Raw genomic sequence first — 12,010 nt, 5'->3', positions numbered from 1 at the left:
GGGCATGAGGGCGCAGACGATCTTGCGTTGGCCGGTGGCGGAGGGGCGGATGTGGCTCGTAGCAGGTGTGGCGAGTTGGATCTCGTCGGGATGGCTTCTGACTGACTAGGAACACTTGGGTCAGTGGGTGCGGGCTAGGCGGAAGCCCAGGTCGTCTATGCGTAGGGTCGGGTGGCTTTTGCGGCGGCAGGATGCTCGGCAGCCTCGGGGCGGGTCCTGCCAGCCTCCGCCGCGAAACACGCGATACGGGCCGTAGACGTCCGGGTCGTAGCGGTCCCAGCACCATTCCCACACGTTGCCGATCATGTCGTGGAGGCCCCACGCGTTCGGGGTCCTGGTCGCGACGTCGTGGACTTCGCCGCCCGAGTTGTCGCGGTACCAGGCGATCTCGTCCAGGTCCCCGTAGCGGACGCCGGAGGTACCGGCCCGGCACGCGTACTCCCACTCGGCCTCGGACGGCAGGCGATAGCCGTCCGCCTCCCAGTCGCACTCCACGTCCTGCGCGTCCGGGTCGTCGCTGAGTGAGTAACAGGGGGCGAGTCCTTGCGCCTTCGAGAGCAGGTTGCAGAACTGCACCGCGTCCACCCAGGACACTTCGGTCACCGGGGTTCGCGGCCCGGCCGGGCTCGGCGGCAGTCCGCCCGCGACGGCTTCGTAGAACTCGCGGGTGACGGGATGGCCCGCCAGGCGGAAGGCCCCGACCCTGGCCGTCCAACTTCTCTTCGACCCCTCGTCCCGCAGGACGATCTCCCCGGCGGGGATGTCGATCAGCACGGCTTCTTCTTACCCGACTCGGCCGAGTCGTCTGTCGTATGCAGTTCGTCCAGGTGGGCGGCTATTGCGGCGCGCATCCGGGGCGGGGTGGTGGTTCGGGGGTGCAGGGCGGCGTGGACGGCCAGGCCGTCCACGAGGGCGTGCAGGCGGTCGGTCTCCCTTTCGATGTCGGTTTCCGGGGCCAGGGACTCGACGAGGGCGCGGCAGCCTGAGCGCAGGGCCTCGTGGGCCTCTTCGCACAGGGCGCGCAGTTCCGGGCTGACGAGCGCGCGGGCGGTGAAGGCCAGCCAAACCTGGTTCTCGGCGGCGCGTTCGGCGTCCATCGGGAGGAGTTCGTGCAGGACGCGGGCGGCGCGCTCGCGGGGGTCGCCGTCCGCCGGCAGGGCGGCGGCTATCCGTTCCTCGATCCGTTCGATGATCGTGCGGAGGGTGAACGCCAGCAGTTCGGGCTGGGTGGCGAAGTAGTGCCGCAGCGAGCCCGTCGACAGGCCCGCCTCGCGTGCGACGTTGCGCACCGAGGCCCGGTCCAGCCCGTCCTCCCGGATGACCCGCCACGCGGCCGCGACCACTTCCCGCCGGCGCTCGGCCGGATCCACCACCTTCGGCATGGCGCTTTTATAGCACGACTGTGTTACGTTCATGGTTCGTAGCACAGTCGTACTAAAAAGGGATTTATCATGAAGCGTGGCCTGCTCGGCGTCGTGATCGCGGTTCCGCTCCTGGTCGCCGGTTCCGGGTTCGCCGTGGCGGGAGGCGCGCAGGCCGCATCCGGTGGAGCTTTCGGAACCTCGGAGCAGCGCTTCACCACGTCCACCGCGGTGCTCAAGACCGATGAGATCGAGGTGGGGGCGGAGACGGCCCGTGCCGGAGACCCGATGCCCGATGCCGGGGAGCTCGCCGAGGTCGCGATCGTGGTCCGGCCGGTCGATCCCCGCGTTCCGCTGTTCGTGGGGGTGGGGCCGAAGGCGCGGGTCGAGAGCTATCTGCGCGGGGTATCGCACGAGGAGTTCGTGTCGGCCGACCTCAGCCCGTTCGTCCCGGTCTTCCGGCGGATGCCGGGTACGTCCGAGGTCGCTGCGCCGGCACAGCAGCCGTTCTGGGTGGCGAGTTCGTCGGGCACCGGTACGCGAACCCTCAAGTGGGACAAGACCGGCGGCGCCTGGTCTGTCGTGGTGATGCGCCTGGACGGCCGTCCCGGTGTGGACGCGCACGCCTCGATCGGCCTGCGGTTCGGCTTTCTGACGCCGGCCGCGTTCGCCGCTCTCGTCCCCGGGACGGCCCTGCTCGTGTGGGCGCTGGCCGCCCGCCGCCGCACCGCTTGACCCCGTCGAGCCCGGGTGCGCGGTCTTCGCAGCGGCCTGGCCGTGGACGCGTGTGGGGCGTCGCCCGGCGAGTAACGCGGGCAGCCTCAAGCCGCGTTGCGGGGGAGAAAGGTTCGGGCGGCTGTACGGATGCGTGCAGGGCCTCCGGGCGCCAGGGGTGGTCGATGTCAGGAGGGAGGGCCCCGTCCGTGGGCTGATGCGTGATTGCGTTCGTGGCCGCTGAGCGGGTGACTCCTTTGTTCGGTCAGTGGCACTTCGTGGGCGGTCGGCCATTTTGCGAATCCCTCCTCGGTGGACTCGCTATGGTTCATGATCATGTCGCAGTGGAGCAGGCGGACGCAGTTATGTTTGTGGGTGGCCGCGGTCGTGGTGAGTTTGCTGCCGGCCGCGGTCGGCGTGGCCGCTTCGCTGCTGGGGGTGAACTCTCAGGGATACGGCAGGGGATTCATCCTTTCCCCCGGTCAGTGCGGTGGCTGGTGGCACCAGGCGGACGTTTTGAATTTCCCGGGCTATGGATACCTGAGCGCCAAGCCGTACCTCGTCATCGTTCCGGCGTTCCTGGTATGGCTGGTCACCGGGCGGCGCGCGGTGGGGTGGGCGGTCGTTGCGATCCTGGTCCCTGTGGCGCTCGCCGAGCCGGCGCTGCTCGGGTACGACGTGGCGCGATGGGGACGGACGTGCCTGCATTTGTGGCAGCCGCTCCTTCCGGCTGGCGCATCCCGTGGTGGACATGGCGATTGGTGCTCGTGGCCCTGGTCCTGGCGGCGGTCCACCGGCCGGGTGCGCGGATGGTCCGCGCGGTTTCCGGAACTATGGTGCTGGTAATGGTGCTCGGCGTCGCCGGCGATCAGGAACCGCCCCGGGTGGTGATGGAGAGTCCGGACGACTGTCGCAATGTGCAGCCGGCGCTTTCCCAGAACTCCCGGACGTTGGTGCCGGCGATGGAGCGGCTCTCAGAGCAGGAGAGGCGGCTCGCCTACCTGTGCTCTGTGCGCGGGTATCCCGAAAAGGAGCTGTTCAGGAGGTATCCGGCCCCGAAGGACCCGTTGTCCGATGCGGTCCTGCTCGATCAGGGACGGCGTGCGTGCCGTGGGGAAAAACCTCCGTCGCCTATTGAACTGGGACGGCGCGGGGTTCACTGGCCGTCCCTTGAGGAAATGGCTTACCTGTGCCCGCGAACGGCCGCGCGGTGGTTGGGCGAGCAGGAACGCGAGCGTGCGGCGCGCAGGGCGGAGTATGAGCGAGAGCAGGCGAGGGCCAGAGCATATTGCGAGCGGACCGTGTCGCCGGGGTCCGAGCCGGTCAAGGAGGGCACCGAACTCGCCTCGGGTGGTGAGAGCGGCAGCTATCTCGTCGGGGACGTAGGCGGCGCCGCGCCCACGGACGGGCTGGTCGAGGCGGCGGGCGGCTCCGCCACGGTGAGCACGGGCACGCAGGGAGATTTCTGCCTGACCGTCCGGGCGTATCGGAAGAGGCCGCCGCTCGCGCTCAAGGGCTGGGATCGGGTCGTCGAAGTCGGCATCGAGAGTCCGGACGGACGGTTGCGGGTCGGCTCGGACACGGGACCGATGGCACTGCCGGCCGTCACTGTTTCCGGCCCGGGCTCGTATCGGCTCCGCGTGTACGTGCGCGGAAGGGACGAGCCCGAGACGATCTCCCCGGAGTTGCCTGCGGAGCGGCACCTGCTCGTCGTGTTTCCCGGCAGGTCGAAGGAACGCAAGGTCTTCAAGGACGAGGAGAGGTAAGGCAGGTCAGGTCGCGTCGATGGTCTCCGGGGCGAGGATGTGGTCGAGGACCATCGTGGCGCAGCCGGTGAGGCCGGCGGACTCGCCGAGGCGGCTCGGTTCGATGCGCAGGTTGCGGGTCGCGAGGGCGGTGGAGCGCTGGTAGACGACCTCGCGCAGGCCGGCGATCAGCGGCTCGTCGGCGCCGACTAGGTCGCCGCCGAGGACGACGACGGCCGGGTTGAGCAGATTCACGGCGGTGGCGACGACCTCGCCGATGCGGCGGCCGGCGTCGCGGAGGAGGGCCACGGTCGCGGGGTCGCCGGAGCGGGCCAGCGCGGCGAGGCCGGAAAGGTCGTGCGCCCGCGAGCGGGCCAGGAGGGCGGTGCCGCCCGCGAGGGCTTCGACGCAGTTGACGTTGCCGCAGCGGCACGGCGCGTCCACCGGGGACGGGACGGGGACGTGCCCGATCTCGCCGGCGGCGCCCAGGGCTCCGCGCTGGATCCGGCCGCCCGCGATGAGGCCCGCGCCGATGCCCGTCGAGACCTTGACGAACAGGAGGTCGTCCACGCCGGGGTGGGCCCGGTGCTCGCCGAGGGCGGCGGCGTTGACCTCGTTGTCGAGGTAGGCGGGGACGCCGAAGCGGCCGGAGATCGGCGGGCCGATCTCGACGTCGTCCCAGCGTCCCGCGGCGTGCTCCACGGCATCGGGCACGCCGAGGCCCACGCCGCGGACGGTGCCCGCGTCGATCCCCGAGGTCTCCAGGAGCGACGCCCACTGGTCGAGGAGGCGGGGCAGCGTCTTGCCGGGGGTCACCTCGGCCGGGGGGCCGTCCGCGCCGGCCAGGATCGTGCCCGCGAGGTCGCAGACGGCGACCTGGCCGCGGGACTGGCCGAGGTTCGCGACGAGGACCGTCCCGCCGGCGGCGTTGAAGGCGAGCCGGGCCGGGGGCCGTCCGCCGGTGGACGGGCCGTCCGCGCGTTCGACGACCAGGCCGCGGGCGATGAGGTCCGCGACGCGGGACGCCACCGCCGGACGGGAGAGGCCCGTGACGCGTCCCAGCTCGGCGCGGGTGGCGACGCCGTTCTCGCGGATCAGGCGCAGCATGTCGCCGCTCGTGGAGGGGCGGACGGCGGGACGCGGCATCCGGTCAGTCAAGCACGATCGTGTTCAGTGCGTCCAGTTGGCGCAATAGCCCGACTTATGTAAAAGAAAGTTCGTAAGTAGGGTTGTCGTGCTCACCAATGTCTCGGTAGCTTGATCGCGAAGGTCCCCCTGGTCTGGAGCGTTCGATGGCCGTACATCCCGTGCTGGCGGAAGTGACCCGGCGAGTCGCCGAGCGGAGTGCCGCGACACGCGGTGCCTACCTGGAGCGGCTCCAGAACGCGCGCACGGAAGGCCCGGTGCGCGGGGGCATGGGCTGCGCGAACCTCGCCCACGGCTTCGCCGCCTGCGGCGTCCAGGACAAGCTCTGGCTCAGGGGCGACGTCACGCCGAACATCGCGATCGTGTCGGCGTACAACGACATGCTGTCCGCGCACCAGCCGCTCCAGGACTACCCCGCCCTGCTCAAGGCCGCGATCCGGTCGGCCGGGGGAACGGCCCAGTTCGCCGGGGGAGTGCCCGCGATGTGCGACGGCATCACCCAGGGGCGCGCCGGCATGGAGCTGTCGCTGTTCAGCCGGGACGTGGTGGCGATGGCGACGGCGGTGGCCCTGTCCCACGACATGTTCGACGGCGCGCTGCTGCTCGGCGTCTGCGACAAGATCGTCCCGGGGCTGGTGATCGGGGCGCTGTCGTTCGGGCACCTGCCGGTGATCCTGGTCCCGGCCGGGCCGATGGCGTCCGGGCTGCCGAACGGCGAGAAGGCCAAGGTCCGCAAGCGGTTCGCCGCCGGGGAGGCCGGGCGCGACGAGCTGCTCGCCGCCGAGGCCGCGTCCTACCACTCGCCCGGCACGTGCACCTTCTACGGGACGGCCAACTCCAACCAGCTCCTCATGGAGGTCATGGGCCTGCACCTGCCGGGCGCGAGCTTCGTCCCGCCGGGCAGCAAGCTCCGGGACGCCCTCACCGAGGCGGCCGGACGGCGCGTCCTGCAACTGACCGACCTGGGCGACCACTACACGCCCATCGGTGAACTCCTCGACGAGCGCGCGTTCGTCAACGGCATCGTCGCGCTGCTCGCCACGGGCGGCTCGACGAACCACACGCTCCACCTCGTCGCGATGGCGGCGGCGGCCGGGATCGAGCTGACCTGGGACGACTTCGACGAGCTGTCCCAGATCACGCCGCTGCTCACCCGCCTGTACCCGAACGGGTCCGCCGACGTGAACCACTTCCACGCGGCCGGCGGAACCGCGTTCCTCATCGGCGAGCTGATCGACGCCGGGCTCCTGCACGAGGACGCCAGGACGGTCGGCGGCGACTCCCTCGCCGACTACCGGCGCGTCCCGGAGTTCGACGGCGGCCGGGCCGAGTGGCGGGAGGCCGTCACCGCATCGGGCGACACGGACGTCCTGCGCCCCGTGGCCGAGCCGTTCGACACGCACGGCGGCCTGCACACCGTGCGCGGCAACCTGGGGCGCGCGGTCATCAAGGTGTCGGCGGTCAGCCCCGGGCACCGGACGATCGAGGCCCCCGCCCGCGTGTTCGACTCGCAGGAGGGCCTTCAGGACGCGTTCGCCGCCGGGGAACTCGACCGGAACGTGGTGGCGGTCGTCCGCAACCAGGGGCCGCGCGCCAACGGGATGCCGGAACTGCACCGGCTCACCCCGCCGCTGTCGGTCCTGCAGGACCGGGGGCACCGCGTCGCGCTGGTCACCGACGGCCGCATGTCGGGCGCCTCGGGGGCGGTGCCCGCCGCGATCCACGTGTCGCCGGAGGCCGCCGCGGGCGGGCCGCTCGCCCGCGTCCGGGACGGCGACGTCGTCCGGCTCGACGCGGACGGGGGAGTGCTGGAGGTCCTCGTCCCGGACGAGGAGTTCGCCGCCCGCGAGCCCGCGGCCGTGGCCGCAGACCAGGTATGGGGCACCGGACGCGAGCTGTTCCAGGCGTTCCGGAACGCGGTGGGCCCGGCCGAGCGCGGCGCGGGGATCTTCTCGTGAGCGGCGCGCGCCCGCCGTGGCTGGTCGCGGACGTCGGGGGGACGAACGCGCGGTTCGCGCTCGTGGACGGCCCGGACGGCGACCCGTACCGCGTCCACTGCCTGCCCACCCGCGACCACGCCGGGCTGGCCGAAGCAGCCGCCGCCTACCTGAGCCGATACGCCCCGGACGTCCGGCCTTCCGCGGCCTGCCTCGCGGTCGCGGGGCCGGTCACGGACGGGAGGTTCCACCTGACCAACGCGGGCTGGCCGAAGGGGACCCCCGAGGAGGTCCGCGCCCACCTCGGCCTGCCCCACCTGGAGGTCATCAACGACTTCGAGGCGCTCGCCCTCGCCCTCCCGCGCCTCCGCGCCGACGACCTGATCCCCATCGGCACCGGCAATCCGTCCACCGCCGGAACCCTCGCCGTAGTCGGCCCGGGCACGGGCCTGGGCGTCGCGGGCCTCGTTCCCACCTCCTCCGGATGGGTGCCCCTGCCCGGCGAAGGCGGCCAGGTCGACGTCCCCGCCGCGACCGACCGGGAGATCGAGGTCGCGCGGCGGCTCCGCGACGAGCACGGCTCCGCCACGGCCGAGCTCCTGCTGTCGGGCAGCGGCCTGACCCGCATCCACCGGTACCTCGCGGCGATCGACGGCAGGCCGGCCGAGCGGCTCACCGCCAAGGAGATCTGCGAACGCCCCGGCGACCCGGTGTGCCGCGAGGTCCTGGACATGTTCTGCGCGCTGCTCGGGTCGCTCGCCGGGAACGTCGCCCTGACGCTCGGCGCCCGGGGCGGCGTCTATCTCGGCGGCGGCATCCTCCCGCGCATCGCGGACGTGCTGCGCGCCAGCGCGTTCCGCGCCCGCTTCGAGGGGAAGGCCCCCGTCGAGGACTACGTGCGCGGCATCCCGACCGCGCTCATCGTCCATCCGCGCCCGGCCCTGGCCGGCGCCACGATGCGGATCGCGCAGACCCCGCCCGTCCCCGACACCTTGGAACCCGCATGATCGCCGAAGACCTGTTCGCCCTCGCGCCCGTGATCCCCGTCGTCGTGCTGGACGACGCCGCCGCGGCCGTCCCGATGGCCCGCGCGCTCGTCGACGGCGGCCTGCCCGCGGTCGAGGTGACGCTCCGCACGCCCGCCGCGCTGGAGGCGATCGAGCGGATCGCCGCCGAGGTCTCGGGCGCGGTCGTCGGCGCGGGGACGGTCGTCCGGCCCGAGGACGCCGAGCGATCGGCCGCCGCCGGGGCGCGATTCCTGGTCAGCCCCGGCTGCACGCCCCGGCTCCGGACCGCGATGGCCGCGACCGGCCTGCCGTTCCTGCCGGGCGTCGCCACCGCGTCCGAGGCCATGGCTCTGCTGGAGGACGGGATCACCGCGATGAAGTTCTTCCCCGCCGAGGCGGCGGGCGGCGCGACCGCGCTCAAGGCGCTCGCCGGGCCGCTGCCGCGGATCCGGTTCTGCCCGACCGGCGGGGTCAGCCCGCGCAACGCCGCCGACTACCTCGCGCTCGGCAACGTCGGATGCGTCGGTGGTTCGTGGCTGACCCCGGCGAGCGTCGTCCGCGCCGGCGACTGGGACCGCATCCGCAAGCTCGCCTCCGAGGCGGCGGCCCTGCGCACCGGGTGACCGGCGGCGCTGCTCGTGCGGGACGCGGATCTACGCAGACCCGCGCGAGCGGCGGGTGGTGAAGGCGAGGGCGGCCGCGCGGACGATCCAGACGGCCAGCGCGATCTGCAGGACCACGAGGAGTCCCGTGCCCGGGCCGGACGTGAACGCCAGCACGAGGAACACCGCCAGCAGCAGCGGGAACGCCGGGAACGGGCCGCGCCGGCGGTGGTGGCGTGCCATGTGCCGGTGGTGGCGGCCGTGCCACGCCGGGTGCCCGGGACCGCCGAACAGCACCGCCGCGCCCTCCGCCGGCCCCTCCATCGGGGACGGCGTCCGCTGATCGGGCAGGCCGGTCGGCGCGGGCAGGTCGCGGACGAGGGGACGCAGGTCGCCGCGCGTCTTGGCGGACAGCACGGCGTCCATGCGCGCGTCCAGTTCCGCGCGGTCGAGCCGTCCCGCCGCGAAGTGGTCGTGCAGGGCGACCATGACCGCGTCCCGCTCGGCGTCGCCGATGCGCATCTCGTCCTGGGGTGCCATGGTCACTCCCGGTGGTCGGCGGCCGTCGGGCCGGCGTCGTCGGCGTCATCGCCGGTGTCGCCGCCGGTGTCGTCGTCGGCGGCCGCGTCGTGCGTGCCGTCGATGTCGTCGGCCAGGATCCGGTAGAGGTCGCGCCGCGCGTTCGACAGGACGTCCCTGGCCTGCGCGACCTGCCCCCCGGAACCGGAGTGGACGATCTGCATCACCGCGGCGCCCATCTGCGCTGCCTGCCGGAACAGATCGGGGACGCCCTCGCCGTACTCGGGCGTCATCTCCGCCCACGGCTCGGCCAGCCGCTCGGCGTTCTCCTCGACGTGCGCGCGGCCCTCGCCGGTGAGGTGGAAGGACCGCCGACCGGCGGCCTCCTGCCCCGCGATGAGGCCCTCGTCGGCGAGTTGCTGCAGCGCCGGGTAGACCGCGCCGGGGCTCGGCTTCCAGGCGCCGCCGCTGCGCTCGTGGATCTCCTGGATGATCTGGTAGCCGTTGCGCGGCTCCTCGGCGAGCAGGACGAGGATCGCCGCGCGGACGTTCCCCTTGCGCGCCTTCGGGCCGCGCCCCCACGGCCCGCCGCGCCCGCGCGCCCACGGGGGGCGCCCGCCGGGGCCGGGCGGTCCCCACGGCCCGGGACCGGGGCCGGGCCCGCCGCGGAACAGCCAGTCGAGGTTCATGAAGTCGCCGCGTCCCCGGGGGCCGCCGTGCGCGTGCCTGTGTCCCATGTTCTGCACCACCTTCTGCGAGCTCTCTTTGATCTTTCTCTGATCTCTCGCGATACGACAACGATATATCGTAGACGGCCGGGCGAGCCAGATCGTTCCCGGGAATTTCTCGTTCCCCGCCCCGGACGATCCGGGCACCGTCTCCGGTTCCGGACACCGCCGTCTGATCACCGGAAACCTGGGTAGCAGCCGTTATGGGGAGGACGATGGGCACTGGGGAAGCGGTCACCGTGCGGGACACGGTGCTCACCACCGGTTCGGGGGTCCGGGCGCGGCCGAGCGCCCGGCGCGAGCTGCTGATCGGCCTGCTGCTGTTCGCCGTCTACCTGGTCGTGGCCGGCCTCTCGGAAGAGGCCAGGATCGACCGGGCCCGGCGGCACGGCGAGGCGATCTACAGCCTCGAACGCGTCCTGCACCTCGACATCGAGCTCTCCCTGAACAGGTGGCTCGCCGACCAGGGCGTCCTGCGCGTGCTGGCGAACTACGAGTACGCGATCACCTACATCGCCAGCGCGCTCGCCCTGCTGCTCTGGCTGTTCTTACGCCACCCCGAGCACTACCGGACGGCCCGCAACTCGTTCGTCCTGCTGAACCTGGCCGGCCTGACCTGCTTCGTGCTGTTCCCCGTCATGCCGCCGCGCCTGATGCCCGACCTCGGCTTCATCGACACCGTCTACCTCGGCGGCACCTGGGGGTCGTGGGGGTCGCCGCTGGTGGAGCACGCCGACCAGCTCGCGGCGGTGCCGTCCCTGCACATGGCCTGGACCATGTGGGTCGGCGTGGAACTCGCCCGCGTGAAGGCCGCGCGCTGGGTGCAGGTCCTCAACATCGTGCACATCCTGGTGACCCTCTACGTCATCATGGCGACCGCGAACCACTTCCTGCTGGACGCCGTCGCCGCGGTCCCGTTCGTCGCGATCCCCGTCTACATCGCCGGGCGCGGCGCCCGCCCGCCGGCCGCGGAGGTCGAGGGGCCGGACGCGTTCTTCATGGCGGTGGAGACGCCCGCCGCCCCGCAGCAGGCCGGCGGCCTGATCATGCTGGACACCGCCGACCGCGAGATCGGCCGCGCGGACCTCGTCCGGGAGATCCGCGCGCGGCTCGGCGGGCTGCCGCGGTTCCGGCAGCGGCTCGCCGGACGCGGCAGATGGCGGCGGCCCCTGTGGCGGGACCACGACCCGGTCGACTGGGAGTGGCACGTCTCCGAGCGGCGCGTCGACGGCATGGCCGGCGTGCGCGCGGCCGTCGCCGAGCTGCAGGCCGAGCGCCTGCCGCTGGACCGGCCGCCGTGGCGCATGGTCGTGCTGAAGGGCGCCGCGCCGGGCCGCACCGCCGTCGTGTACCTGATGCACCACGTGGTCGCCGACGGCGTCGGCATCGTCGCGCAGGCCGTGCACCTGATGGAGCCGCCGCCCGAGCCCGTCCCGGCGCCGCCGCGCAGGCCGCTGCGCAAAGCGGTCGCGACCGTGGTCGGGCTCGCGCAGCTCGCCACCGCCGTCGGCCGCCCGGAGCGGCTCCCGTCGTCGGGCACTTCGGAGCGCCGGTTCGGCACCCTGTGCCTTCCGCTCGCCGAAGTGCGGGACACGGGCCGCCGGTACGGGGCCCGCGTCACCGACGTCGTCCTGTGCGCGTTCGCGGGCGCCCTGCACCGGGTCCTGGACGAGGAGCACGGGCGCCCCGCCGCCGTCCGCGTGGCGGTGCCGCTGATGATGCGGCCGCCGGGCAGCGCGATGGTCGGCAACCACACCACCGCCGTCATGGTCGACCTGCCCCTCGGGACGATGACCGAGGCGGACCGGCTCGCCGTGATCTCCAGGCGCGCCCGGGTGCTGCGGTCCGGGACGCGGGGGCAGGCGGCCTGGTTCGTGATGCGGCAGGCGGGACGCCTCATGCCCGCGCCGCTGCACAGGCGCTTCGCCCGCATGTCCTACAGCGACCGGTTCCTCCAGGGGACGGTGTCGAGCCTGCCCGCCACGACCGGGCCGCTGCGGCTGGCCGGGGCGCCCCTGACCGCCGTGTACCCGATCGTCCCGCTGGCGCCCGGCACGGCGTTCGCGATCGCCGGGCTGGGCATCGACGGCGAGCTGTGCTTCGGCCTGTCCCTCGATCCCGGGCTCACCGAGGACGCCGACGCGCTGATGGCGGCGTTCGGCGACGTGTTCGAGGAACTGCGGGACGGGCCGCGCTGACCGGCGCGGAAGCCAGCGCGGCCCTGCTCAAAGTGGCCCTGCTCAGGGCGGCC

12 protein-coding genes are annotated in these 12,010 nt (G+C 73.0%); 7 read left to right on the top strand and 5 right to left on the bottom strand.

The genetic code is table 11. The features are described from left to right. Positions 1 to 120: 120 nt before the first annotated feature. Together E1200_RS11060 and E1200_RS11055 are read right to left on the bottom strand one after the other, a co-directional pair. Entirely contained in the window at positions 121 to 771 is a 651-nt protein-coding gene (locus E1200_RS11060; RefSeq protein WP_131951753.1) for an SUMF1/EgtB/PvdO family nonheme iron enzyme, read from the bottom strand. Then, entirely contained in the window at positions 768 to 1,382 is a 615-nt protein-coding gene (locus E1200_RS11055) for a TetR family transcriptional regulator C-terminal domain-containing protein (RefSeq protein WP_131951747.1), read from the bottom strand. Before E1200_RS11055 ends, E1200_RS11060 begins: the two co-directional genes overlap by 4 nt. Before the next feature lie 69 nt (positions 1,383 to 1,451). Between E1200_RS11055 and E1200_RS11050 the strand changes: the two genes are divergently transcribed. The 3 genes from E1200_RS11050 to E1200_RS11040 all read left to right on the top strand — a co-directional run bounded on the left by E1200_RS11050 (position 1,452) and on the right by E1200_RS11040 (position 3,841). After that, positions 1,452 to 2,096 carry a hypothetical protein gene (locus E1200_RS11050; RefSeq protein ID WP_131951746.1) on the top strand — a complete coding sequence of 215 codons (645 nt, stop codon included), beginning with the start codon at positions 1,452 to 1,454 and terminating at the stop codon, positions 2,094 to 2,096. A gap of 309 nt (positions 2,097 to 2,405) precedes the next feature. After that, positions 2,406 to 2,921, top strand: a complete 516-nt coding sequence (locus tag E1200_RS11045; protein WP_131951745.1) for a hypothetical protein — start codon at positions 2,406 to 2,408, stop codon at positions 2,919 to 2,921. Beyond that, the gene (locus E1200_RS11040) at positions 2,921 to 3,841 is read left to right on the top strand and encodes a hypothetical protein (protein ID WP_131951744.1); all 921 of its coding nucleotides are present in this window, start codon (positions 2,921 to 2,923) and stop codon (positions 3,839 to 3,841) included. The genes E1200_RS11045 and E1200_RS11040 overlap by 1 nt, the downstream gene beginning before the upstream one ends. A gap of 6 nt (positions 3,842 to 3,847) precedes the next feature. Here the strand turns inward: E1200_RS11040 and E1200_RS11035 are convergent, their stop codons facing one another. After that, positions 3,848 to 4,966: an ROK family transcriptional regulator gene (locus E1200_RS11035; RefSeq protein WP_131951752.1), complete on the bottom strand. Its 1,119-nt coding sequence runs from the start codon at positions 4,964 to 4,966 to the stop codon at positions 3,848 to 3,850. A 146-nt stretch (positions 4,967 to 5,112) separates the two neighbouring features. On the opposite strand from E1200_RS11035, the gene edd reads away from it, so the two are divergent. The 3 genes from edd to eda are packed head-to-tail and all read left to right on the top strand — an operon-like array spanning position 5,113 to position 8,533. After that, positions 5,113 to 6,924 (top strand): phosphogluconate dehydratase, encoded by a 1,812-nt coding sequence (gene edd, locus E1200_RS11030; protein WP_131951743.1) that lies wholly within the window; start codon positions 5,113 to 5,115, stop codon positions 6,922 to 6,924. Further along, positions 6,921 to 7,910, top strand: coding sequence for a glucokinase (gene glk, locus E1200_RS11025; protein ID WP_243708476.1), 990 nt, complete (start codon positions 6,921 to 6,923; stop codon positions 7,908 to 7,910). The genes edd and glk overlap by 4 nt, the downstream gene beginning before the upstream one ends. After that, the gene (gene eda / locus E1200_RS11020; protein WP_131951741.1) at positions 7,907 to 8,533 is read left to right on the top strand and encodes a bifunctional 4-hydroxy-2-oxoglutarate aldolase/2-dehydro-3-deoxy-phosphogluconate aldolase; all 627 of its coding nucleotides are present in this window, start codon (positions 7,907 to 7,909) and stop codon (positions 8,531 to 8,533) included. The genes glk and eda overlap by 4 nt, the downstream gene beginning before the upstream one ends. A gap of 30 nt (positions 8,534 to 8,563) precedes the next feature. Here eda and E1200_RS11015 read toward each other — a convergent pair whose 3' ends face one another. Both E1200_RS11015 and E1200_RS11010 read right to left on the bottom strand, forming a co-directional pair. Further along, positions 8,564 to 9,052: a DUF1707 domain-containing protein gene (locus E1200_RS11015; RefSeq protein WP_131951740.1), complete on the bottom strand. Its 489-nt coding sequence runs from the start codon at positions 9,050 to 9,052 to the stop codon at positions 8,564 to 8,566. Positions 9,053 to 9,054: 2 nt separating this feature from the next. Continuing rightward, positions 9,055 to 9,768: a PadR family transcriptional regulator gene (locus tag E1200_RS11010; RefSeq protein WP_131951739.1), complete on the bottom strand. Its 714-nt coding sequence runs from the start codon at positions 9,766 to 9,768 to the stop codon at positions 9,055 to 9,057. A 206-nt stretch (positions 9,769 to 9,974) separates the two neighbouring features. On the opposite strand from E1200_RS11010, the gene E1200_RS11005 reads away from it, so the two are divergent. Further along, positions 9,975 to 11,957 carry a phosphatase PAP2 family protein gene (locus tag E1200_RS11005; RefSeq protein ID WP_165950275.1) on the top strand — a complete coding sequence of 661 codons (1,983 nt, stop codon included), beginning with the start codon at positions 9,975 to 9,977 and terminating at the stop codon, positions 11,955 to 11,957. The last annotated feature ends 53 nt before the right edge of the window (positions 11,958 to 12,010 follow it).

Source organism: Actinomadura sp. GC306 (assembly GCF_004348665.1).
In the GTDB taxonomy this organism is placed as follows: Bacteria; Actinomycetota; Actinomycetes; order Streptosporangiales; family Streptosporangiaceae; genus Spirillospora.
This window is presented reverse-complemented; position numbering and strand designations above follow the sequence as displayed.

Bases quoted from the DNA above. Each gene is read 5' to 3' on its own strand.
- E1200_RS11055 (WP_131951747.1), bottom strand. From the start codon at position 1,382: ATGCCGAAGGTGGTGGATCCGGCCGAGCGCCGGCGGGAAGTGGTCGCG.
- E1200_RS11050 (WP_131951746.1), top strand. From the start codon at position 1,452: ATGAAGCGTGGCCTGCTCGGCGTCGTGATCGCGGTTCCGCTCCTGGTC.
- E1200_RS11045 (WP_131951745.1), top strand. From the start codon at position 2,406: ATGATCATGTCGCAGTGGAGCAGGCGGACGCAGTTATGTTTGTGGGTG.
- E1200_RS11040 (WP_131951744.1), top strand. From the start codon at position 2,921: ATGGTGCTCGGCGTCGCCGGCGATCAGGAACCGCCCCGGGTGGTGATG.
- E1200_RS11035 (WP_131951752.1), bottom strand. From the start codon at position 4,966: ATGCCGCGTCCCGCCGTCCGCCCCTCCACGAGCGGCGACATGCTGCGC.
- edd (WP_131951743.1), top strand. From the start codon at position 5,113: ATGGCCGTACATCCCGTGCTGGCGGAAGTGACCCGGCGAGTCGCCGAG.
- eda (WP_131951741.1), top strand. From the start codon at position 7,907: ATGATCGCCGAAGACCTGTTCGCCCTCGCGCCCGTGATCCCCGTCGTC.
- E1200_RS11015 (WP_131951740.1), bottom strand. From the start codon at position 9,052: ATGGCACCCCAGGACGAGATGCGCATCGGCGACGCCGAGCGGGACGCG.
- E1200_RS11010 (WP_131951739.1), bottom strand. From the start codon at position 9,768: ATGGGACACAGGCACGCGCACGGCGGCCCCCGGGGACGCGGCGACTTC.
- E1200_RS11005 (WP_165950275.1), top strand. From the start codon at position 9,975: ATGGGCACTGGGGAAGCGGTCACCGTGCGGGACACGGTGCTCACCACC.